Here is a 21,614-nt window from a genome sequence, read left to right on the forward strand (position 1 = left end):
ATATTTTTATGCTTTATGCTCTTTAGACTGAATAATGAAACTAAGTCTGAAAATGTAAGAAACTTAAAAGTAAATAAACATACAAATAGTCAGAGCTCTAAGCAACAATATGAAATCAGTTCTGTTTATAAGGCAGAAAATGTTGAAGAAACTATTTCTGAATCATCTTCGAGTGATGATATAGAAACTAATTATGGAAAAATAGGCTCTTTTGATGTACCTAAAGAGTTTCAAGGAACATGGTATATGGCACTGGAAAATGGAAAAATAATAGATTTAAGGATATCAGAACATACAATTAATGAAGATTTACTATTTATAAAAGATCCTAATTTTCAAGTTGCTTCAGATGACCCAAGAGTGAAAGATTTTCCGTCCGATATTCAATCTTGGTACGATACAAAGCTTGTATATTATAAAGGGGATAAAGTTATAAGTTTAGTTCACTGGCTTTTATCAGGTACAGATAGCTTTAATTATCGTCTGCATAATGAAGATGGAAATCAGGTAATTGTCTGGGTTCATGGGCCATTATCAGAACGGTGTGTATTTTTTTAAGACTCCTGAACTAGCTAAGAAATATGCTGGAGTGAAATTCTCTGATTTAGTAGATTAAAGAAAATAACTAAAAAACACTAATACAATAAAAATCACTAAAATCCCTCCGAACCAGAGGTAATCACTGAAGCGGACTTGCACAACTTGCAAGACGCTTCTTTTTTTATCTTCGTTAAAGCCATGAGAAGTCATCGCTTGAGCAAGTAACTCTGAATTGGCTAAAGCCGCAAGTAATGCTTTGAAATAGAGTCTGGGTGAAAAAAGTGAAAGTGGAGTTTGCCGCATTAATCCTGCATATCTAATTTGTTTAATTTGTCGTTTCATCTTAGGCAAAATGTTGACGGCGGCTAAAAAACCATAAGCAAATTTGGCAGGTAGATGGAGATTTTGTTCAAAAGATCTGGCAAGAGTGGTCATATCAGTTGTTAAAGTTAGACATGCTCCAGTAAAAACATAGACATAGATGCGGCTAGCTAAGCTTGTGGCATCATAGACTGAGTTCTTACTAAAGTAAGCAATCGTAACGAAAGCGCAAATTGCTGCCAAGGCCGGATAAAGTAAAAGTTTGAAAAATTGCGTTAGCTTTAAATGGTATTTAATTAAATAGATAAAACAGGCAAAGATAACAATCAGGTTCAGTTCAACAGAATTGGTTGCGGATATAACTAATGCAATGATTAATAAAAGTAGAAATTTAAAACTAGGATTCAAGATTTTCTCCTCCGTTTTGAACATAAGTTAAGCCTTTTTTAGCTAGAACTAAATGGTAGTCACAAATTGGTGTAAGTTCGCAAATTTGGTGACTGATGATAATAAAAGTCTGATTAGTTTGCTTTTGAATATCAGATAGCAGGTTAATGATTATTTGTCTTGAAGCTGTATCAAGACCAGCAAGTGGTTCATCTAGTAGTAATACATCATGATTATTTAATAGCATTAATAAGATTTGGAGTTTCTTTTTTTGACCTCCAGATAAGGTATAAACGCTATGATCTAACAGCTTGTTTAGACTTAATTTTTCTAAGCTTTTAGCTAATTTCTCTTTTGTAAAATATGGATTTACTTGCTTTTTTTGGCTTAGTGTTAATTCCTCTTGGACAGTGATTTCTAAGAATTGATTGTTAGCTTCTTGAAAAACTTGAGCAACACTCGCCAGATAAGGTTTTAGGTGCCAGCCTTTTATTTCTTTTGATTTATAAGTTAGATTTCCATAATAGGGATGCATTTTAGTTAAAGTTTTAAATAAAGTTGTTTTGCCAGCTCCATTTTCGCCGGTAAGCAAGGTAATCTTCCCTTGATAAATTTTTTGCGTGGAAACTTCAATCAAAGGGAGGTGTTGCTTGATAACTGTATTTGAAAAGTTAAAGATTGATTTTTGATTTTGAGGTAAGGAAAATTTAACCTTATAAGGTTGTTTTAGTTGCTTAAATAGCTTGGTTCTTTCCTCATTAGTTAGCGGATGGAGTTGTTTGTCTTTAAACAGCCAAATTTCGTCTGCTAGAGTTTCATAATCTGGTAAATCATGGTCAACAATAATCACAGTTTTACCAGCTTTAACTAATTGTTTTAGTTTAATTAAAATATTTCTTCTACTAGCTAAATCACAATTTGCAAATGGTTCATCAAGTAAAAGTAAGTCGCTATCCATAGCCAATAAAATAGCTAAAGCAACTTTTTGTTTTTCTCCGCCAGAGAGTTGAGCAATTGGTTGCTTTAATAAGTGACTAATTCCAGTAAATTTAGCTACATGGTTTATTTTATCTTTATAAGTTTCACGTGAAACTTTTAGATTTTCCATCGTGAAAATTAATTCATTATAAGCAGTAGGTAAAGCAAATTGAAGTTCTGGATCTTGGAACATCATATTTGTTTTTGCATCAATTGAAATTTTACCAGTTAGCTTGCCACCGAATTTTGGTAATAAACCGGCCATGATTTTAAGTAAAGTAGATTTACCAGCACCATTTTCTCCAATTAAGAGATGAATTTTACCAGGTGCAAAGTTAATAGATAAATTTTGGATAATGGATTGCTTATCGTAAGCAAAATTTACATGAGATAACATAATCGAAGTCAAAATAAAACCACCTTTCATGAGGTGGCATTAAGTAATCAAAAGTCATTTTCCCTTCACTAGCATTACCTAGACCAGGTTCAATGGGTATCATCTCAGCCTAACGGCACCCCTAAACGTCTTGATTATATATAAAAACGCTGTCATTGTCTATTCAATTGCTTTCAGACGTTGTATAGTTAATTAAAATAAGTTGAAAAGAGAGCAAGTATGAATAAAAAGAGAATAACTATTGTTACGATGGCTTTGTTACTATCTAATGCAATGTCTGGATTAGACAATACAATTATTAATACCGCCCTTCCTAGAATTATTGCAGATCTTAAAGGGATTGAATATATGGGGTGGATGGTTAGTGTATTTTTATTAGGAACAGCTGTTGCAACGCCATTATGGAGTAAGCTAGGTGAACGTACTAGTAATAAGCTAGCGTATCAGCTAGCGGCATTAACTTTTTTATTAGGAGCATTATTTCAAGGGATGGCTCCTAATATGTTTATCTTGTTGCTGGCGAGATTAATTTGTGGATTAGGAAATGGGGGAATGGTTTCGATTCCTTATATTATTTATTCAGACTTGTATCCTAATCCAGCTAAAAGAATGAGAACTCTGGGTTTAGTTAGTGCTTTTTATTCTTCAGCAACCATCATGGGACCGATGCTAGGGGGCTGGATAGTTGATACTTTGTCGTGGCGCTGGGTATTTTACCTTAATATTCCAGTTGCTTTGATATCAATTATTCTTGTGCAAATCTACTTTATCGATGAAAAAGTTGAGCGACCAAAGAAAAAGGTTGATTTAGGTGGAGCAATCACTTTAACTTTGGGTTTAATTATTATGTTAATTGGTGTGGATTTAATTGGTGAAACACAACTTGGTACTTTATTAATATTATTTGCGGCAGCTTTGATATTCTTTGGAATGTTAATCATTATTGAAAAAAGAGCTGAAGATCCAGTTATTCCAGGACGTTTATTTAAAAACTCAGATTTAAATATTGATTTTGCTTTGTTTGTTTTAATTTGGGCAGCAATGATGGCATTTAGTGTTTATGCACCAATGTGGGCTCAAGGATTACTAGCTACTAGTGCCTTTATTGGTGGAGCTACACAAATTCCGGGTGCATTTACTGATTTATGCGCTTCTTTATCAGTTGCTAAAATGCGAGAACATTGGTCGGCAGGTCAAGTGGTATTAATTGGGATTGGTTCACTGCTAATAGGTTATTTCATAATGATGTTTGGACCTATTACAATGCCTTATTTTTTAATTATTTTAGCGGGGATGTTTCAAGGTGTTGGTAATGGGATTGTCTTTAATGAATTACAAGTTAAGGTCCAACAAGATGTTGAGAAACAAGATGTCCCAGTAGCAACTTCGTTTTCATTTTTGATTAGAATGATTGCTTCTGCCGTGGCGGCTAGTGTTTTTGGGTTGATTATGAATGCCTCACTTTTTAAAGGTGTTAGGGAAAGTAGAGGTAGTATAACGATAAATATGCTCAATCATTTATCTGATGCTGAAACAAGTAAGTTATTGCCACAAGCATTATTACCACAAATGAGGCAGATTCTTTATAGTGGAATTCACAATATTATGATTGTCGCAACAATATTAATTATTGCTTCATTCTTTATTGGATATTACGCTCGGCAAAAAGAAAAGCATTCCATCAGCAAATAAGAAACCATTAATTGTATAATGATATTAAGGCGGTGATTTAAGTGGCAATTTTTACATTAGACCAATACTTAAAGGGAGTTATTAAAAATACTAAACAAAATACTAATGATTTAAAATTAGACTCCAAAAATAAAGATCAAAAAGATTTTGCCATTTATGTTGAAAATCATAATGGCGGTATTCACCGCTATCATTCACAAGAAGAATGGCTTTTTGTAGAAAATGGGACATGTTCTATTAAATTCCATAATCAAATACTTGATTTAACAGCTGGAAATTTAGTTCTGATTAAAGCAGGACAAGCGTTTGAAATTAAAGAGCAAACTTCCGAAACAGTAGTTGTTAAGATGTGTGTTAAAGCGATTTATAATTTTGAAAAAGAACTTCAAAATTATCTAAGTTTAGATGATAAAGAAAATGAAATTTTAGTGACAGTTAAAAATTTATTAGCTGAAGAAGGCTATCTTTTTATTAAGACCAGTCGATTGATGAAACAAAGCCAGTTGATTGAAAATATTATCAACGAATATTTAAATGGTGACTTATTTATGGCGCCAATGATGGCTGGAACTTTTAGTCAATTACTTGCTTTATCACTTAGAATGCAAACATTTAATCGCACGGCAGGAAAGACTAAAAAGGTCAATTTTATAGGTAGTGACCTAGATAGGTATATAGATTTGCACTTTGCTGATATTAAATTAGCAGAAGCAGCGGAATATTTTGGATTTAATCAAAATTATTTCTCTAATTTAGTTAAACAAAAAACTGGTAAAAGTTTTGTTGAACATGTTGATGAACGAAGAATGCAGGAAGCGCGTGAGTTATTGGCACAGCCTAATTTGTCATTGAAAGAAATTATTAGCCGAGTAGGATATTCAAGTAAGTCATTCTTTTATAAAAAATTTAGTGAATATTATGGTACTACTCCGGCATTGATGAGAGAAGAATTATTTAGACAGGCAAATATTAACTTGAAATAGGGCTAATAAGGTATAAGAATGAAAAAAATTATCAATCTTTTATTGATGTTGGGTGTTATAACGCTTTTGTTTTCTATAACGGGACAAAGAGTATTAGCAGATAGTCCTAGTTATGATATTACTAATGTAAAAGTAGCAAGTCATATTCAAGCTGATGGCAGTTTAACAATTGAACGAAAGATTACTTATAAGTTTGATAGTTCTGCTCGTGGGGTTTATTATCGGCAGAATTTGTTAAAAAATCAAAAGTTGCTTAATCCTCAAGTAAAGATAATCAATCAAGGTGTAACAAAGACAATAATTAATAATTCCAGTGGAAGCAATGATACTTATCAACTTAGTTATAAAAACGGCTATCAATTTAAAGTATTTCACAAAGTAAAAGCAGGTAATCGTTTTACAATTGTATATCGTTACAAGATAACAAATGCTATAAAAAATTGGCAGGATACAGCTGAGCTTAATTTTAAAATTATTGGTAATGGTTGGGAAACTGATTTAGATCATGTTGAAGCTGAGGTTGTATTTCCAAGTAAGGTCTCGATGTTAAAAGCTTGGGCACACGGTGACTTATCAGGTCGTATTCAAGTATTGCCAGATAAGGGACGAATCATTATGACTGCTGATAATGTAGCTGGAAATACTGGAATTGAGGTCCATGCAATTTTTCCAACAAGTGTTACTGCAGATAATAAAAATGTCTCAAATGAAAAGCGTAAGCAATTTATTTTAAAACAAGAAAAACAACTTGCAGAAGAAGCTAACCGAAGAAGAAAAAGAGCGGGATATATTTTAATTTTTAGCATCATTGTTTCTATTTTGGCGATAATTGCTAGTTTATTCGTAAAGAAACAAGGATCAAAACCTAAGAAAATGTCTGCCTTGGCTCATAGTTATGAAATTCCTGAAGTAAGTCCTATTATGGCTCAAATTCTTGATAATACTTCCAAGCCAGATACTCAAGCATTGATGGCTTTAATTACTGAATTGACCGGAAAGCATAAGTTAGAAATTAGAGAAGAAAAAATTGGCAAGATTATAAAAAAGTCGAGCTATCGAATTTTTTTGAAAGATCAAACTGCTTTAAGTCAGCAACCACTATTAAGATTTTTATTTGATGAAGTAGGAAACGGTGCAAGTTTTTCTACATATGAATTAAAGAAATTTGATGATCCTAAAGAATTAAGTGAGAAGTATCAAGCTTGGAGAAATCAATATTACAAGCAAGCTTATCAAAGAAATTATTTCTCAAATAAAATCCGAGAAAAGAAGCAAAATATAGTAGCTTTAGCTGGAATATTGGTTGCTATCAATGCAATAATTATTTTCTTATCATGTATGTTAAGTATAATTTCATGGCAATTATTAGTATTAGCAATTATTTTAGCAATTTTAAATGGTATTTCGTGGTTGGTAGCTGCTAGTCGGTTAGGCATTTATACAGAAAAAGGTGCCGAAATTACAAACCAAGTACGTAGTTTTAAGAAGATGCTTGAAAATATTGGTAATTTTAAAATGAGAGATATTGGCGAGCTTATTCTTTGGGAAGATATTATGCCTTATGCAGTAGCATTAGGTCTATCTGAGAAAGTTTTAAAACAACTCCGATTGGAATTTAGCGAAAGTGAATTAGCAACTAGTGATTTAGTTGTTTATCAAGCTCTATATTTAAATAATAGTAGTAGCAATAATTTTGAACATAGTTTTACTTCTGCTTTTAATGCAGGCTCAAGTATTAGTTCTGATTCAGGCTCATCAGGTGGTTTTTCAAGTGGTTCATCTGGTGGCTTTGGTGGTGGAAGTGGTGGAGGCGCCTTTTAACGCTGTTTACTAGTCCAAAAATAGTAGTCAACAATAATGAAAAAGGAAAAACCATATTTCGATAAGATTTCGGAATATGGTTTTTCTTGGTTGTAATATAAAAGTTATAAATTTCCTATATTGCTTCATTTTTTTCCTAAATATATTTACACTTAAAATAGTAAAGTATCTAAAGGAGAAAAGGTATGGCAAACTATCGCAGTGTTTTTGATATCATTGGGCCAGTTATGGTAGGCCCTTCAAGCTCGCACACAGCTGGAGCAGTTGCAATTGGAAATGCTGCGCGCTTAATTTTTCAAAAAACTCCTAAAAAAGTAGTAGTTCATTATTATGAATCTTTTGCTAAAACGCATCGTGGTCACGGAACTGATTTTGCTATTGCAGGTGGATTATTAGGTATGACTCCAGATGATGAGCGAATACTCAATGCTCCTAAATTATTAGCTGAAGCAGGTATTAAATTGCGTTTTGTTGAAGAAGATGGACCAAGTCCGATTAATCACCCTAATACTGCAATTATCTCTATGTCAGATGATGAGAAGCAAATTACAGTTGGTGGTTGTTCAATTGGTGGTGGAATAATTGAAATTCGATTAATTGAATTTCAAGGTAATAAGATGAACTTAACAGGCCCCTTGCCAATGATTTTATATTTAGTTCATGGAAAAAATAATCCACTGGTTAATGAATTAAATGAGATATTAGAACAAGAAGCAAGTTTACAAAAGGTCCAAAAATGGCCGATAGGTGATAGTGAATTATTTGAATTTGATATTGCTAAATATTTATCACCTAAACGCTTTTCAGAACTACAAGAAAAGTTTAAGGGTATTATTTATTTGAAGTAGGAAAAATTATGTTTGATAGTGTTAAAGAAATTGTTGAAGCAGCTAACAATACTGGTAAGCCCATTTCAGAATTAATAATTGAAGAAGAAATCAAAACTTCTGGTTTGAGTCGGGAAGAAATTTGGAAAAAAATGCGCTTTAATCTGCAAACCATGCAAAATGCTGTAAAAAGAGGTGAATCTGGTAAAGGAGTACTTTCTTCAACTGGCTTAACGGGTGGTGAAGCTGTAAAAGTTGCAAAATATCGGCAAACGCACAGGACCTTGTCAGGCGATACTATGATGGGGGCTGTTCAAGCAGCAATGGCAACTAATGAAGTTAATGCTGCCTTAGGGATTATTTGTGCTACGCCAACAGCTGGTTCTTCTGGAACTTTACCAGGTGTAATTGCTTCGTTAGAAAAGCGACTTAATTTAGATGAAGATGCTTTAGTACGTTTTTTATTTACAGCTGCAGGTTTTGGTTTGGTAATTGCTAATCACGCAGGAATCGCTGGGGCAACTGGAGGTTGTCAGGCAGAAGTGGGAAGTGCTTCTGCAATGGGAGCAGCGGCGGCAGTTGAAGCAGCTGGTGGAACACCGCAGCAATGTGCCGAAGCTTTATCAATTGCAATTAGTAATTTATTAGGCTTAGTTTGTGATCCGATTGCTGGGTTAGTAGAAGTTCCTTGTGTTAAGCGTAACGCCATTGGAGCAGCGAATGCATTAGTTTCTGCTGATTTGGCTTTAGCAGGATGTGCAAGTGTAATTCCAGCAGATGAATGTATTATGGCCCTTGATAAGGTAGGAAAATCAATGCCAGCAGCTTTACGTGAAACTGGGATTGGCGGTTTAGCCGGAACTCCTACCGGTCAAGCAATTAAGGCTAAGATTTTTGGTAAAGATGCATAGCGGTGAAAAATGAGAACACCAGAAGTTATTAAAGATGAAATTATCAAACAACTAGCAACTGTTGTGGATCCTGAATTAGGAATAGATATCGTTAATATGGGATTTGTCTATAGTATTGATTTAGACGAAGATGGTATTTGTTTAGTTGAATTAACATTAGAAATTTTAGGCTGCCCATTAGAGTTTGTTTTAGCAAAAATGATTAAAGAAGTACTAGTAAAGGTTCCTGAAGTTAAAAACGTTGACGTTGAATTTAGGACGGAGCCTAGATGGACTAAAGAACGGATGTCAGATTATGCTAAATTTGCCTTGGGAGTAAGTTAATAAAATAGTACATAAAAAAGCGAATCCAACTGGATTCGCTTTTTACATGTTTTCAAGACGCTTGATTCGTTCACTTGTAGGTGGGTGAGTGTCAAATAAACTACCATGTTCTTTCTTTACAGGGTCTTCAATATAAAGAGCCCGGCTACTAGAACTAACATTTTCCATTGGTTGACTGCTTTCAATCTTTTTTAAAGCTGAAATTAAACCATGAGGATTTCTAGTTAATTCAACACTTCCAGCATCAGCTAAATATTCTCGATTTCGTGATAATGCCAAATTGATTAAAGTTGCAGCTAAAGGTGCTAGCAAAATAGTAATTACGAAGAGTACCACCTTTAAAATTTCTAAGTTCTTGTTGTCATTATCGTCATCATCGCGTTCACGCCTACTTCCCCCAAACCAGAATAAATAGCGGGAGGTAAAGTCGGTTAATAATGTAATAACTGTTAACATTGCAATCGCAATAGTTGATACCAAGATATCATAATTGCGGACGTGAGAGAGTTCGTGACCTAGGACTCCTTCAAGCTCTTCACGATTCATCATTTCAAGTAAACCATGAGTCACAGCAACACTAGCATGTTCTGGATCTCGTCCTGTCGCAAAGGCATTGGGACTATCATCATCAATAATGTAAACGCGAGGCATTGGAACACGTGCCACCATCGCCATATCTTCAACTATGTGCCAAAGTTCTGGATTGTCTTGTTCATGAATTTCTTCTGCATTATTCATGCTCATGACTAGTTGTGCAGGATCATGTAAAACAATTGCTAAATAAATACCTGTTCCAATTAGAGCAATAATTATCCCTGTTACCATACTGCTGGCAACGAAGTAACCTACAGCTGCCCCAACTAATGCCAATATTAAAACGAAAATCGTTAAAATTAAGACAGTTTTGCGTTTGTTTTTTGATATTTGCTCAAATAGCATAGATTAGTCCTTAAATGAAACTTTAGGAGCTTCCTTTTCAGCTTCTGGGGTTACTAGATATTCAACCTTAGTGAAATGATGGATGTTAGCGACAATATTTGAAGGGAAAGTTAATAGTTTTCTGTCATAAAGAGCAGCACTTGAGTTGTAAAGTTGACGTGAATATGCAATCTTGTTTTCGGTATTAGTAAGTTCTTCCATTAATTTGCCAAATTCTTGATTTGCCTTTAAATCAGGATAAGCTTCGCTTAAAGCAAAGATAGTCTTTAAAGAATCGGTAATTTGATTAGAAACTTTCATCTTTTCTTCGTGATCATCTGCTGGAACTTGAGTTAATTGGTTTCTTAATTCAACGATTTGACTTAAAGTTTCTTTTTCATGAGCGGCATAACCTTTAACAGTTTCTACCAAATTAGGAATTAAATCATTTCTTCGTTTTAATTGTACATCGATTTGACTCCATGATTCTTCAGTGTAAACTTTGGCATTCTGTAAGCCGTTATAAGTTGTAATATAAACAATTGCCAAGATAATTACAATTGCTAAAATAATCCAAATAGTCATAGTAATTTCTCCTTAATTAACTAATTTAGTCCTTAAGATAATTGTATAGAATAGGATTTTTTTTACAAGAAAAAAGAAGACAATTATGTCTTCTTTAAATTAAATATTGAAATAAATAATTAACCAACCAACAATTGTTAAAATTGCCAAACCAGAAAATTGTAAAATGGTCCAATGCTTAAAGAATTTGCTTTTACTTGCGCTGGCATGTTGATTGAATGTTTTTAAAACTAACATATTGGCCATAGAGCCAACAACTGATCCAAAGCCACCAATGTTTGATCCAAGCAATAGTGCCTTAGCAAAATTTGTAAACTTCCCAACTAAAATAGTTGATGGTACATTGCTGATAAATTGACTTGAAATGATTGATGTAAGGTAAGTTGATCCTTCTGAGTAAACAGTCATATGGATTAAACCAACAATTAGTGGAATTTGTTGGATATCACTAATAAAGATAAAGAATAAAGTGAATGTTAACAAAAGGGCATAATCAATTTTAAGATAAATCCGAGGATTAATTAAAAGAGCCAATAAAAGTGCAGCAATCATCGGATAGTAAATAGGAACAATTGAAAATACACCAAAAAAGAAAAAAATGAAGACAGCAGTTGTTAAAATGGTCATTCTCCAGTTAACATGAATATTTTCAGTTTGGTTAACTGGAATATGGTCTTTAGGTAAGAAAAAGCAAGTTGCAATTAAAATCACTAAAGAAACAATCAAATAAGGTGTTGACCATGCAAAAAAGACATCAGCAGGCACATTATAATTGCTAACAATGAAGATATTGTGTGGATTTCCCCATGGAGTAAAAGCTGCTCCAATATTTGCCCCCATACCGATTAAGGTAGCAGGATAAATTTGAGGTAGTTGATATTTTTTTGCAATATTTAAATAGAGGGGAATGAGAGTTAAGACCGTAATGTCGTTACCTAAAAACATACCCGAAAGAACTGATAATAATGTAAAAAGTAAGGTCAACTTACGTGTATTATCAGCTAAACTAGTTAATTTATATGCTAAAATATCTAAAACATGTAAATAAGCATAAATTTGAATTAAACAAAGCATCGCAGTAACAGAATAAAGCGTGTGAAAATTAATATCAGCTATTCTTGGACGCGCAAAAAATAAGCTGATGATTGTAATCACCAGAGAAATTTGAAATATGCGATCTTTAAAAATATTTTTCAAGACGGTCATCTGTGGTCCCCCTCATGCTAATCGCCTAAAAATCACCAAGTTTTATTGTGAGCCTTTTTTGCTAAGTGTGCAATATCTTTAAGCAATTTATTTCCTAATAGTAAGCAAAAAAATTGAATTGGGGGATAAAAAGGTACACTATAGATTATAAGAAGATATAGTTAATGAATATCAGGAGGTTTGTTTATGACTGATAAGACTATTCAAATTACCATTAAAGATGAAGCAAAAGAATTAATAAAAAAGCATGTGAAGCCTGGTCAAGTCGTTATTTTGACATTAGATGATGGTTCAAATAAGTATTCAACACTTGGTGGTACTTGTACAATCGGGGCGGATTTTCAATTAATTGTAACTGATCAAAAGGATCCAGAATATCCAGTAGTTATGGAAAATAATGCTGGGCTAGAAATGTATACTTCTAATAATGAATTAGGATTTTTAACAGATGGTCTGCTATTGAACGCTCGTAACGCCGTTATAAGCTTATATGATAATAGTGGCGTAATTGATGGAGCTGTTGCTGTACGTGAATACACACCACATGAATTAACTGCTGAAGAAGTAAAAAATGGTAAGACTTGTTAATTGGTCTAAATGAATATTACAAGTATTTTACTAAGTATGATTAATTGCTCCGATTTTGGTATAAGCGATATAATAAAGATATAGTTGTTTATCAGAATCGAGGGCAATTATGAATTTAGCAATCTTCCTTTTAGTTGGTATTATCATAATTTTGGGAGCTAATTTTTTGACTAGCACTAAGGTGAGAGAACAGGTTAAGGAATATTTCAGTAGGTTATTTTGAGTAAACTTGAAATCTTAATCTTATATATGTTAAAATTATATAGATTTTCGAAAATCTGAAAGGAAGAATAGACATGTCAAGAAACATTCATACTGGGATTAACCCACACCGTCGTCCTCGTAACGCTGCTAACTCAAAGAAGCGTGTTGCTCACGCAGCAGCAGTTGTAGCATACCTTAACAAGGCTGCTAAGGACGAAAACAAGTAAGAATTTTAATGAAGGCTACTAGAATATTGATTCTAGTGGTCTTTTTTTATAGATTTTTAGTTTCACATATTTGCATTTGATTTTTGATTTTGGTATGATAGTAAAAATTTTTAGTCAATTTTAAGAAAGGGAGGAATTATAAATAATGGGTTTACACGCATATTTACAAGGGTTATCAAGTTTGGAGTCAATTGACAGAGCGCCGGGTTATTTCAAATATCAACATCATTCAGTTGCTGCACACTGCTTTAGAACAGCTGAGTTTGCCCAAATGATGGGAGATATTGAAGAAGTTTATGGTGATCAAGAAGTCAATTGGAAGGCCCTTTATGAAAAGAGTTTAAACCATGACTATACTGAACGTTTTATTGGGGACATTAAGACTCCAGTTAAATACGCAACACCGCAAATGCGTAAATTAGTTGGCGATGTTGAAGAAGCAATGACTAATGAATTCATTAAACATGAAATTCCAGCAGAGTTTCAAGAAATCTACCGTAATCGTTTAAGTGAAGCAAAAGATGATACTTTAGAAGGTAAAATCCTCTCAGTTTGTGATAAGCTAGATTTAATGTATGAAGCATATGGCGAAATTGAATTAGGAAATCCTAATCCAGTTTATATGCAAATGTTCAAAGAAAGCTTAGAAACGATTAAAGAATTTGACGATTTAGCATGTGTTAAATACTTCATCAAAAAGATTTTGCCTGATTTATTTAAAGGCGATTTTGCTGGTGCAGTAAAGATGCAAAAAATCGCTTTTAACATTTTGGTGGAGGAAAACTAGTGAGGTTTCAGTGTGAAAGTTGTGGACTACGTTTAGCTTCTTTTCATTTTAAAGAAAAAGGGTTAATTAATCCCAAATTACGAAGTATTTGTGATATTTGTCTTGAGCGGGGTTTATCGGCTGAAGATTATGCAAATGATGTAATTGCAACTTTTGCACAGGCGCTTTTATATAGTTATGTTGGTCAAAGTGGTGAAGGCAGCCATAATTTTATTGTCAAAAGTCAAAAACAAAGAAAGGCTTATGAAGCTTTTGTGCAAGACTTTGATAGTAATGAAGTAGCTAGCGGGCAAATAGCGCGTAGTGAATTAAACAAAGCAATCATAAAAAGTGAAGATGGCCAACTTGATTTTGTTCCCCAAGCAGGGACTGAATTTAGTAAAAATCTTGTGGGGCTCGGCTTAAAGGTTAATTTTCAACTTAATGAAGTTGATTATATTAATCGTGAAAGAATTCGTGCAAAATATAAATATATTTGCCAATATTGTGGGCGACCTGGCCGCAGTGTGGATCATAAGGATCCCGTTTCCTTGTCGCATAATAATGAATTAGATAATTTAATTTTATCTTGTAGTGAATGCAATCGGATTAAATCAGATATGCCTTATGATTTATTCATGAAGTTGAATAAAGAAGTTGAAAATTTAAATAAAAAATTAGTTCGATATGATGCTAGTTTACGTTCTTTGAAAGAAGAATTTGAACAGCGTAGACGTTATTTAGCAGCTCAAGTACATTTGCGCGGGGTTGTGAATGATCCGGAATTAAATGATATTAGAAAAGCTAATAAGAGACTGCAAGATGCAATTGACAGCTTAGAAAGTGACTATGATGCCATTAGACGCTTGCGAGAAAATCATTTTACTACTGGGTGGAAGTTGGCCTTAGAAGCTAAGAAAGATGATATTGTATAAAAATAGCGAATCCCAAGGTTGGAACTCGCTATTTTTTGTTTTAGAAAATAACTACTAAAAAATTTAAATAAACTGCTTAAACCATTCCATTTCCAAGTGATTACAATTTTGGGCTACATTATCCTTAATATTGCAATGGAAGTCATGTGGTTTAGGATTATCTTCATCACCATATGTATGGAATTCATGTGCTATTTCCTTACCAGTTAAAAAGCCATCAAAGCGAACGGTACAGTCACGCAAAAAATCCTGATTTGATGTGACTAAATAAGTCTTTGGAAAATCTTGCGTAATAAAGTTTTCAGTATGCAAAATTTCATCGTATTTGTGCATAACTTCCTCTGTGAAATAACCTCTCATTGATCCATCTAAAACGTCAGGATAGTTAATAAAGTATGCTCCACAATTCAATGCTGCTGCTTTAATTTTGAAATTAACTTCATTATAGCCAAACTTTTGGCGATATGTGTCATTAGTCATGATAGTTAAATATTGAGCAGCCATTTGAGCTCCAGCACTATCACCAATCATAAAGGTGTTACTTAAGTCTAATTGATAATTACCAGCATTTTTTTCAAGCCAGTGCATTAATAAGTCAATATCATCTATGATACCAGGAAACGCAACTTCGGGACCTAAGCGATAGTTAAAATTAACTACCCCAAAACCTTCTTTTGCTAAAGACATACAGTAGAATTGATACGTTTCTTTAGTACCATAAACCCATCCTCCACCGTGAACTGAAATGATAGTGGGTACCTTGCCACTACGCTGACTAGGTAAATAAATATCTAATAAATTCCATTTAGAATCAGGACCATATGAAAGATTATCGATTCTTTCAACTTCAGGAATATGCGTAGGTAAATCTTTATCTCTTTCATCATCGCCTTTTTTAAAAAGCGCTCTTAAATCATCATAGTTATCTGGACGTGCGAAAGCTGTCATAATTTCCTCCTTGAAAACGCTAACATTTTTAAAGATAGCTTAGCACGTATGGCAAAATATGTCCAATATATATAAACATGTCTAATTATTATAAGCTGCGCTTCATAGATTAAGACTTAGCATAGAAAATATTGTAAAATGAACTTACCACAAAAAAGAAGGGCAAATAATGTATTCTCAAAAGCAACGAAATCTTGATTTAAAGCGAAAACTTCGTTATGTCAAAGTTTATGAAGATATCTATGAAAAAATCAAAACAGGAATATATCCATTAAATTCACAACTTCCAGGAGAAATGGAGCTTGCAAAAGAAATGAATGTTTCGCGAATGACTTTAAGGCAAGCTTTGGCATTTCTTCAAGATGATGGAATTATCAAAACAATTAAGGGAAAAGGCAACTTTGTAATCTTTAATCCAGCTGATTGGTCGAAGGGACTAGAAATCGTTTCTAATCCAGTTCAGAAATGTCTAATGAACAAAATTACTGGCATTGAATTAAATTATCGAATTGAACCTGCAACTAAGTATACTAACGAAATTTTAGGCCGTGATACTGGAATCGTAGTATTTGTTGACCGCTGGTATTTAAGCGAAAAGAAACCTGTTGCTTATTGTTTTTCAACTTTGCCTGGAGATAATATTGCCAAATTAGGGCTCGATTTAAATGATAACGAAGCTCTCAGTGACTTTTTAGAAAATAAAATATATGAACAAGCTAGTCATTCGGAAATTCAATTGGAATTTTCTAAAATGGGTAATGTTCATTCTGTTAGGTATAAGATTTCTGAGGCGGATGCGTTTTATCTTTTGCAGGAAAAAATTTATATTGATGGAGAATATCCTGTAATCCACAATAAGTTTTATATGCCTATTAATAATGCGATTCTTAATATTAATGCAACAGAAAAAAGATAAATAAAAAACTGACGCTATTTTTATAACTATATATAAATAATTAAAAAGTATTTCTGCAAAAGAAATACTTTTTTTGTTGCTTTTTTCTTTTGTAAGCGTTTTAATTTAGATGTACAGATAAATTATACATGTACAAAAAGAAAGGGATAACTTATGAATATTTGCGTTTTAGGAAGTCTAAATGTTGATTTAATGATTAGTACTGATAGACTTCCCGTCAAAGGTGAAACAGTCCATGGAAATGATGGAGACTACTTACTTGGTGGAAAAGGAGCAAATCAAGCAGTAGCGGCTTCTCGGATGGGTATTGAAACAAATATGATTGGATGTATTGGACAAGATACTTTTGGAGATAAAATTTTAAAATATTTATCAAAAGAAGAAAATCTTGAAACTAGCCATATTAAGCGTCTCAATACTTTTTCTGGAATTGCGACTGTTTTTAAATTGCCGAGTGATAATGCAATTGTTGTTGTACCAGGCGCTAATAATCTTTGTGATGAGACAGTTTTAACTGAAAATCAAAAGTTAATCACTAATAGTGATATTTTCCTAACCCAGTTAGAAATTCCACTAGAAATAGTATCTGCTGGTTTAAAGCTTGCGAAGAGTCATGGTGTAATTACGGTCTTAAATCCAGCTCCATATCAAGACTTACCAGAAGAGGTTTTAACAAATACCGATTATATTACGCCTAATGATACTGAATTTGCTGGCTTAGCTGGTAAAGAAATTCACTCTAAAGCCGAGCTATTTACAGCAATGCTTGAATGGCAAGCTAAACATAGCACGCGCTTAATTGTAACTCGTGGTGAAGATGGGGTTTCTTATGTTGAAAATGGTGAAGTTGTCACTGTTCCAGCAATTTTAACTCATGCTGTTGATACAACTGGAGCTGGTGATACTTTCAATGGGATCTTTTGCTATTGCTTAGCTAAAAAAATGCCACTTGAAGAAGCAATTAAAACAGCAAGATTAGGTGCATCCCTTGCAGTTAGAAAAGTTGGGGCTCAAACAGGTATGCCAACTTTAGCAGAAATAGAAAATTGGAGAGAAGAAGAATGAAAAAAGTAATCTTATCTATTGATACAGGTATTGATGATGCAATGGCACTTGCTTATGTTTTAGGTTCAAAAGAATTGGACTTAATTGGAATTGTCGGAACTTACGGTAATGTTTACACTAAGCAAGGTGTAAAAAATGACTTAGCATTACTAGAAATGTTAGGTAGAAAAGATATCCCTGTTTACCTTGGTAATGAACACGCAATTGACAAGGACGATTTTGAAGTTTCAGAAGTCAGTGCTGATATTCACGGCCAAAACGGCATTGGTGAAGTTGAAGTACCTGCAGCAACTCGTCAAGTTGAAACTGGTGATGGTGTTGATTTTATTATTGATAGCGTTAAGAAATACGGTAAGGATCTGACAGTGATTGCTACGGGACCAATGACTGACTTAGCTCGCACTTTAAAGAAATACCCAGCTTTTAAAGATGAAGTAGGTCAAGTGGTGATTATGGGTGGTGCTTTGGCATGTACAGGGAACGTTACGCCATATGCAGAAGCCAACATTCACCAAGACCCACTTGCAGCTAAAATTTTATTCGAAAGTGGTACTCCAGTTATTATGGTTGGCTTAGACGTTACTATGCGTACCCCAATCAGCTTGGAAGATACTCAAAAATGGCGTGATACCAAGACTGTTGCTGGTGAAAAGTATGCTGATATTGTGGACTACTACATTCATATTTATGATAAGTATTCTCCATATCTCCATGGTGGTAGTCTTCATGATCCTTCTGCAACATGTGCTGCAGTTCACCCAGAATGGTTCACAATGCTTCCACTTCATATGACTGTTGAAACAGAAGGTGAAACTGCTGGCAGAACCATTGGTGTTATGGAAAAATTACGTGAACCAAATCCAAATGTCAAAGTATGTATCAATATTGAAGCTGAAAAGGTTCGTCAAGATATTTGTAACACTATTCACGGTTTGTTCACTAAGTAATCAGGAGGTCCACAATGGATAAAGTAGAAAAAGCAGTTGATCCTAAGATTAAGAAATTACTTTTAAGTCTCTTTGTTCTTTTTATTATGACCAACTTGATGGTCCAAGCCTTTGTGACCGCCTCACCTTTAATTGCGAAAAGTTTTAAAATTACTGCTAGTTTATCTAGTATGCAGTCAACTATCACTACCTTAGCGATGGGAGTGGGTAGTGTTATCTTTGGAACATTGTCAGATTATATTCCAGCGCGTAAGTTGCTTTTATTTGGAGTAACTTTAATTAGTGTTGGTTCAATTATTGGCTTTGCTTTTCAAAGCTTCTACGTTTCAATTATTATTGCTAGAGCTTTGCAATCATTGGGGCAAGCAACTATTAGTTCATTAGTTATCGTTATTATTTCACGGTATATTTCAGGAAAGGCAAAAGTGCGTTACTTTGCTTACTACACAGGATGCTTCCAAGTAGCACAATCAGCTGGGGTTTTAATTGGTGGCTTAATTACAGCTTATGTTCCATGGCAAGTGCTTTTATTATTACCTTTAGTAGCAATCTTCTTCTTACCAATCATTTTGACTTGTGCGCCTAATGATAATGGTGGGACTAAGCAACATGTTGACTTTATGGGCTTATTAATGTTTGCCGTAACAATTATTCTATCAATTTTATTTGTAAATAGCTTAACGATGGGATATTTAGTTGGAATTTTGGTTTTATTGGCTATTTTCTTGGTTTACATTAGCAAGAATAATAAGGCTTTCATTACTCCACAATTTTTCAAGCAAAATAGAAGTTTCCCACGTGCCATTTTAATTACAGTTGGTATTTACTGTGGTCAGTTTGCTTATACTTTCTTAACTACTTTTATTGTTAGCTATGGTTATCATCAAAGTTTATCAAATGTCTCAGCAATTTTCTTACCTGCTTATATTGCTAGTGCTGTAGCTGGTATCCTTGGAGGAGATAAGTTTTTAAAGATTTTAGGCCAAGAAAAGACTATTATCTTAGGGATGATTATGATGACTGCTGGCTTTTTAGTTGCAGGTTTACTCATTAATCTAGGAAGTGTCGTTTTATCAATTGGAGCTGTTCTATACTTTGTTGGTAACACGATTATGTATTCACCACTACTTGATACTGTAACAGGCGTTATTCCTAAATCAGAAATTGGCCGAGGAGCAGGGATGTTTGATTTATCAATTAATATTTCCGGCTCATTAGGCGTTGCAATTAGTGGTAAGTTAATTAGTACTAAAGCTTTTGATGGCTTTAATTTCTTCCATGCTAATGTAGGACTAGTAACTTTCCAAAATATCTTCTTAGTCTTTGCACTTATTGCATTAATTACAATTGTTACTTATTTTGCATGTCAAAATAAATTTGAAGCTGCAATGAAGGCAAATGCATAAGATATACTATATTTGATAAATTAATAAAAGAAAGGTATTAAATAATGAACGACGAAAAATTTATGCAAGAAGCAATTGAATTATCAAAAAAAGCGGTAGAACATGGCAATGAACCATTTGGAGCAGTGCTTGTCAAAGATAATGAAGTTGTTTTTACAAATGAAAACCAAATTTTCACTGCAAATGATCCCACTTTTCATGCCGAAACAGGCTTGATTCGTCGCTTTTGTACCTCAACAGGAATTACTGATTTAAGTGAATATACTTTATATACATCTTGTGAACCATGTTTTATGTGTTCTGGTGCCATGGTTTGGTCAAAGTTAGGCCGAATGGTTTATGCGGCAAGCAATGATGATTTAGAAATGACTATGGGCAAGCACGGATCAAACTGCAGTAAGATTGTTTTTGAAAATTATAACAATGCGCCTACTGTTACTAGTGGCGTTTTACGTGAAGAAAGTGTTGCAGTGTTAAAAGCATATTTCGGCAAATAAAATTTTACTAACAAAGAAAAATGCACCATATGGTGCATTTTTTATATGTGAAAAAAACACCATATGGTGCTCTAGTCACTCGTGAATAAATTAGGGATGTATCTTCATATTATACTAGGGGAGAGTAATTATACTTTAAAAGCTTGATATAATATCTTTATAACGATTGGAGGAGTTAAAATGGATTTCATTAAAAAGCATGTTTTTTGGGTGGGAGAGTTGGTTATTTTATTAGCTTGTTTAATCTGGTACAGCGTAAGTGGGCATACTTTGCCAAGCACCTTACTGAATTCAGTTGCGATTACTGTGTTAGCAGGGTTAATCATCAAGTTAATTAATCGAAAGAAATAGGTGAAAATATGGATGCAAAAGAATACATTGAAAAACTAAATTTAACTCCACATCCTGAAGGTGGTTATTTTAAAGAAGTGTATCAAGCAAAAGGTGAGTATGAGTTGGCAGAAGGTAAAAGAAAATACTTTACTTCAATTTACTTTTTGCTAACACCTGAAACCAAGTCGCATTTACACCGGTTAAATCATGATGAGGTTTGGTATTACCATGATGGAGCTAGTTTAAAAATTCATTGCTTATATCCTGATGGTCATTATCAGTTGGTTAAGTTGGGCAAAGATTTGGCTAATGGTGAGCAATTATCGTTTGATGTGCCTGCCGGTGTTATTTTTGGTTCAGAGTTAGCTGCAGGTGAATTCGCTCTGGTTAGTTGTATGGTGGCACCAGGATTTGATTATCAAGACTTTGAATTATTTAGCCAAGCTGAATTAATTAAGCTCTATCCAGAACAAAAGCAGATGATTATAGATATGGCATATAAAAAATAAGAGGTTAGGATTTTTCCTAACCTCTTATTCTTTAGTTGTAGCTGTCTTTATTTTCTTTTTATAATCTGCAATAACTAAATTTAAGTTCTTTCTACCACGGATTGCACCTGTTGCCAATATTAGCATTGCAAGCAGACCGATGACCATTATAAATATTCCCAATAATAAAACAGGTAAGTTTTTACCCCAAAAGTAGTAAGTCATAACCATTCCAATAGCTGATACTAAAATAGCTAGTTCAAAATAATAGCTTAAATTACGAAGCATATGTTTTTGATAAGCTATTTCAGTTTCATAGCCTTTTTTTAATTGTTCACGTGACATAGTATCCTCCCAATATTAAAGAAGAAAAAAGCTGATACTTTTATAACAAAAGAACGTCA

General features: G+C 33.6%; 25 protein-coding genes and 1 riboswitch. Of the genes, 18 read left to right on the plus strand and 7 right to left on the minus strand.

Going from position 1 to position 21,614, the window contains the following annotated elements; genetic code table 11:
- Positions 1-15 precede the first annotated feature (15 nt).
- A complete protein-coding gene (locus ACNDLV_RS03660; protein WP_006586113.1) occupies positions 16-558 on the plus strand; it encodes a hypothetical protein in 543 nt (180 codons plus the stop codon).
- 54 nt (positions 559-612) lie between these two features.
- Here ACNDLV_RS03660 and ACNDLV_RS03665 read toward each other — a convergent pair whose 3' ends face one another.
- A complete protein-coding gene (locus tag ACNDLV_RS03665; protein ID WP_006587547.1) occupies positions 613-1,269 on the minus strand; it encodes an energy-coupling factor transporter transmembrane component T family protein in 657 nt (218 codons plus the stop codon).
- The gene (locus ACNDLV_RS03670; RefSeq protein ID WP_167802967.1) at positions 1,259-2,635 is read right to left on the minus strand and encodes an ATP-binding cassette domain-containing protein; all 1,377 of its coding nucleotides are present in this window, start codon (positions 2,633-2,635) and stop codon (positions 1,259-1,261) included. The genes ACNDLV_RS03665 and ACNDLV_RS03670 overlap by 11 nt, the downstream gene beginning before the upstream one ends.
- A 31-nt stretch (positions 2,636-2,666) precedes the next feature.
- A riboswitch (TPP riboswitch) is annotated at positions 2,667-2,756 on the minus strand.
- Between the two features lie 86 nt (positions 2,757-2,842).
- Between ACNDLV_RS03670 and ACNDLV_RS03675 the strand changes: the two genes are divergently transcribed.
- From ACNDLV_RS03675 to ACNDLV_RS03700, 6 genes are all read left to right on the plus strand, one after another.
- On the plus strand, positions 2,843-4,315 hold the full coding sequence (locus ACNDLV_RS03675; protein ID WP_006586116.1) for an MFS transporter: 1,473 nt from the start codon (positions 2,843-2,845) through the stop codon (positions 4,313-4,315).
- 41 nt (positions 4,316-4,356) lie between these two features.
- Positions 4,357-5,298 (plus strand): AraC family transcriptional regulator, encoded by a 942-nt coding sequence (locus ACNDLV_RS03680; RefSeq protein ID WP_006587549.1) that lies wholly within the window; start codon positions 4,357-4,359, stop codon positions 5,296-5,298.
- 18 nt (positions 5,299-5,316) lie between these two features.
- The gene (locus ACNDLV_RS03685) at positions 5,317-7,119 is read left to right on the plus strand and encodes a DUF2207 domain-containing protein (protein WP_006587550.1); all 1,803 of its coding nucleotides are present in this window, start codon (positions 5,317-5,319) and stop codon (positions 7,117-7,119) included.
- A gap of 185 nt (positions 7,120-7,304) precedes the next feature.
- Positions 7,305-7,967: an L-serine ammonia-lyase, iron-sulfur-dependent subunit beta gene (gene sdaAB / locus ACNDLV_RS03690; RefSeq protein ID WP_006587551.1), complete on the plus strand. Its 663-nt coding sequence runs from the start codon at positions 7,305-7,307 to the stop codon at positions 7,965-7,967.
- Between the two features lie 8 nt (positions 7,968-7,975).
- Positions 7,976-8,857 carry an L-serine ammonia-lyase, iron-sulfur-dependent, subunit alpha gene (gene sdaAA / locus ACNDLV_RS03695; protein WP_006587552.1) on the plus strand — a complete coding sequence of 294 codons (882 nt, stop codon included), beginning with the start codon at positions 7,976-7,978 and terminating at the stop codon, positions 8,855-8,857.
- Between the two features lie 9 nt (positions 8,858-8,866).
- On the plus strand, positions 8,867-9,181 hold the full coding sequence (locus ACNDLV_RS03700) for a metal-sulfur cluster assembly factor (RefSeq protein ID WP_006586121.1): 315 nt from the start codon (positions 8,867-8,869) through the stop codon (positions 9,179-9,181).
- A gap of 42 nt (positions 9,182-9,223) precedes the next feature.
- Here the strand turns inward: ACNDLV_RS03700 and htpX are convergent, their stop codons facing one another.
- From htpX to ACNDLV_RS03715, 3 genes are all read right to left on the minus strand, one after another.
- Positions 9,224-10,120 (minus strand): zinc metalloprotease HtpX, encoded by an 897-nt coding sequence (gene htpX, locus ACNDLV_RS03705; protein WP_006586122.1) that lies wholly within the window; start codon positions 10,118-10,120, stop codon positions 9,224-9,226.
- A gap of 3 nt (positions 10,121-10,123) precedes the next feature.
- Positions 10,124-10,684: a LemA family protein gene (locus tag ACNDLV_RS03710; RefSeq protein ID WP_006586123.1), complete on the minus strand. Its 561-nt coding sequence runs from the start codon at positions 10,682-10,684 to the stop codon at positions 10,124-10,126.
- 99 nt (positions 10,685-10,783) lie between these two features.
- Positions 10,784-11,890 (minus strand): SLC13 family permease, encoded by a 1,107-nt coding sequence (locus ACNDLV_RS03715; RefSeq protein ID WP_006586124.1) that lies wholly within the window; start codon positions 11,888-11,890, stop codon positions 10,784-10,786.
- 186 nt (positions 11,891-12,076) lie between these two features.
- On the opposite strand from ACNDLV_RS03715, the gene ACNDLV_RS03720 reads away from it, so the two are divergent.
- From ACNDLV_RS03720 to ACNDLV_RS03735, 4 genes are all read left to right on the plus strand, one after another.
- Positions 12,077-12,478: an iron-sulfur cluster biosynthesis family protein gene (locus tag ACNDLV_RS03720; protein WP_006586125.1), complete on the plus strand. Its 402-nt coding sequence runs from the start codon at positions 12,077-12,079 to the stop codon at positions 12,476-12,478.
- Between the two features lie 296 nt (positions 12,479-12,774).
- Positions 12,775-12,909: a hypothetical protein gene (locus tag ACNDLV_RS03725; protein ID WP_006586126.1), complete on the plus strand. Its 135-nt coding sequence runs from the start codon at positions 12,775-12,777 to the stop codon at positions 12,907-12,909.
- A gap of 145 nt (positions 12,910-13,054) precedes the next feature.
- Positions 13,055-13,696 carry a YfbR-like 5'-deoxynucleotidase gene (locus ACNDLV_RS03730; protein ID WP_006586127.1) on the plus strand — a complete coding sequence of 214 codons (642 nt, stop codon included), beginning with the start codon at positions 13,055-13,057 and terminating at the stop codon, positions 13,694-13,696.
- A complete protein-coding gene (locus ACNDLV_RS03735; RefSeq protein WP_006586128.1) occupies positions 13,696-14,610 on the plus strand; it encodes an HNH endonuclease in 915 nt (304 codons plus the stop codon). The genes ACNDLV_RS03730 and ACNDLV_RS03735 overlap by 1 nt, the downstream gene beginning before the upstream one ends.
- 63 nt (positions 14,611-14,673) lie before the next feature.
- On the opposite strand, the gene ACNDLV_RS03740 is transcribed toward ACNDLV_RS03735, so the two are convergent.
- Complete coding sequence (locus tag ACNDLV_RS03740) at positions 14,674-15,558, minus strand: alpha/beta hydrolase (RefSeq protein ID WP_006586129.1); 885 nt, start codon at positions 15,556-15,558, stop codon at positions 14,674-14,676.
- A 169-nt stretch (positions 15,559-15,727) separates the two neighbouring features.
- On the opposite strand from ACNDLV_RS03740, the gene ACNDLV_RS03745 reads away from it, so the two are divergent.
- The 7 genes from ACNDLV_RS03745 (at position 15,728) to ACNDLV_RS03775 (ending at position 21,231) form a co-directional block, all read left to right on the plus strand.
- Positions 15,728-16,474: a GntR family transcriptional regulator gene (locus tag ACNDLV_RS03745; protein ID WP_006587554.1), complete on the plus strand. Its 747-nt coding sequence runs from the start codon at positions 15,728-15,730 to the stop codon at positions 16,472-16,474.
- Between the two features lie 153 nt (positions 16,475-16,627).
- On the plus strand, positions 16,628-17,539 hold the full coding sequence (gene rbsK / locus ACNDLV_RS03750) for a ribokinase (RefSeq protein WP_006586132.1): 912 nt from the start codon (positions 16,628-16,630) through the stop codon (positions 17,537-17,539).
- Positions 17,536-18,486 (plus strand): nucleoside hydrolase, encoded by a 951-nt coding sequence (locus ACNDLV_RS03755; RefSeq protein WP_006586133.1) that lies wholly within the window; start codon positions 17,536-17,538, stop codon positions 18,484-18,486. Before rbsK ends, ACNDLV_RS03755 begins: the two co-directional genes overlap by 4 nt.
- Before the next feature lie 14 nt (positions 18,487-18,500).
- Positions 18,501-19,892, plus strand: coding sequence for an MFS transporter (locus tag ACNDLV_RS03760; RefSeq protein WP_006586134.1), 1,392 nt, complete (start codon positions 18,501-18,503; stop codon positions 19,890-19,892).
- A 44-nt stretch (positions 19,893-19,936) separates the two neighbouring features.
- Complete coding sequence (locus ACNDLV_RS03765) at positions 19,937-20,389, plus strand: nucleoside deaminase (protein WP_006586135.1); 453 nt, start codon at positions 19,937-19,939, stop codon at positions 20,387-20,389.
- Between the two features lie 180 nt (positions 20,390-20,569).
- On the plus strand, positions 20,570-20,740 hold the full coding sequence (locus ACNDLV_RS03770; protein ID WP_006587557.1) for a hypothetical protein: 171 nt from the start codon (positions 20,570-20,572) through the stop codon (positions 20,738-20,740).
- A gap of 8 nt (positions 20,741-20,748) precedes the next feature.
- Entirely contained in the window at positions 20,749-21,231 is a 483-nt protein-coding gene (locus tag ACNDLV_RS03775; protein WP_006586137.1) for a cupin domain-containing protein, read from the plus strand.
- Positions 21,232-21,255: 24 nt separating this feature from the next.
- Here the strand turns inward: ACNDLV_RS03775 and ACNDLV_RS03780 are convergent, their stop codons facing one another.
- Positions 21,256-21,555 (minus strand): hypothetical protein, encoded by a 300-nt coding sequence (locus ACNDLV_RS03780; RefSeq protein ID WP_006586138.1) that lies wholly within the window; start codon positions 21,553-21,555, stop codon positions 21,256-21,258.
- Between the last annotated feature and the right edge of the window lie 59 nt (positions 21,556-21,614).

Source organism: Lactobacillus fornicalis (assembly GCF_055362665.1).

Coding starts and splice junctions, on each gene's coding strand:
- ACNDLV_RS03715 (WP_006586124.1), bottom strand. CDS start 11,890: ATGACCGTCTTGAAAAATATTTTTAAAGATCGCATATTTCAAATTTCT.
- ACNDLV_RS03760 (WP_006586134.1), top strand. CDS start 18,501: ATGGATAAAGTAGAAAAAGCAGTTGATCCTAAGATTAAGAAATTACTT.
- ACNDLV_RS03725 (WP_006586126.1), top strand. CDS start 12,775: ATGTCAAGAAACATTCATACTGGGATTAACCCACACCGTCGTCCTCGT.
- ACNDLV_RS03730 (WP_006586127.1), top strand. CDS start 13,055: ATGGGTTTACACGCATATTTACAAGGGTTATCAAGTTTGGAGTCAATT.
- htpX (WP_006586122.1), bottom strand. CDS start 10,120: ATGCTATTTGAGCAAATATCAAAAAACAAACGCAAAACTGTCTTAATT.
- ACNDLV_RS03755 (WP_006586133.1), top strand. CDS start 17,536: ATGAAAAAAGTAATCTTATCTATTGATACAGGTATTGATGATGCAATG.
- ACNDLV_RS03720 (WP_006586125.1), top strand. CDS start 12,077: ATGACTGATAAGACTATTCAAATTACCATTAAAGATGAAGCAAAAGAA.
- ACNDLV_RS03745 (WP_006587554.1), top strand. CDS start 15,728: ATGTATTCTCAAAAGCAACGAAATCTTGATTTAAAGCGAAAACTTCGT.
- ACNDLV_RS03685 (WP_006587550.1), top strand. CDS start 5,317: ATGAAAAAAATTATCAATCTTTTATTGATGTTGGGTGTTATAACGCTT.
- ACNDLV_RS03660 (WP_006586113.1), top strand. CDS start 16: ATGCTCTTTAGACTGAATAATGAAACTAAGTCTGAAAATGTAAGAAAC.
- sdaAB (WP_006587551.1), top strand. CDS start 7,305: ATGGCAAACTATCGCAGTGTTTTTGATATCATTGGGCCAGTTATGGTA.
- ACNDLV_RS03675 (WP_006586116.1), top strand. CDS start 2,843: ATGAATAAAAAGAGAATAACTATTGTTACGATGGCTTTGTTACTATCT.
- ACNDLV_RS03740 (WP_006586129.1), bottom strand. CDS start 15,558: ATGACAGCTTTCGCACGTCCAGATAACTATGATGATTTAAGAGCGCTT.
- ACNDLV_RS03770 (WP_006587557.1), top strand. CDS start 20,570: ATGGATTTCATTAAAAAGCATGTTTTTTGGGTGGGAGAGTTGGTTATT.
- ACNDLV_RS03700 (WP_006586121.1), top strand. CDS start 8,867: ATGAGAACACCAGAAGTTATTAAAGATGAAATTATCAAACAACTAGCA.
- ACNDLV_RS03710 (WP_006586123.1), bottom strand. CDS start 10,684: ATGACTATTTGGATTATTTTAGCAATTGTAATTATCTTGGCAATTGTT.
- ACNDLV_RS03775 (WP_006586137.1), top strand. CDS start 20,749: ATGGATGCAAAAGAATACATTGAAAAACTAAATTTAACTCCACATCCT.
- ACNDLV_RS03765 (WP_006586135.1), top strand. CDS start 19,937: ATGAACGACGAAAAATTTATGCAAGAAGCAATTGAATTATCAAAAAAA.
- rbsK (WP_006586132.1), top strand. CDS start 16,628: ATGAATATTTGCGTTTTAGGAAGTCTAAATGTTGATTTAATGATTAGT.
- ACNDLV_RS03780 (WP_006586138.1), bottom strand. CDS start 21,555: ATGTCACGTGAACAATTAAAAAAAGGCTATGAAACTGAAATAGCTTAT.
- sdaAA (WP_006587552.1), top strand. CDS start 7,976: ATGTTTGATAGTGTTAAAGAAATTGTTGAAGCAGCTAACAATACTGGT.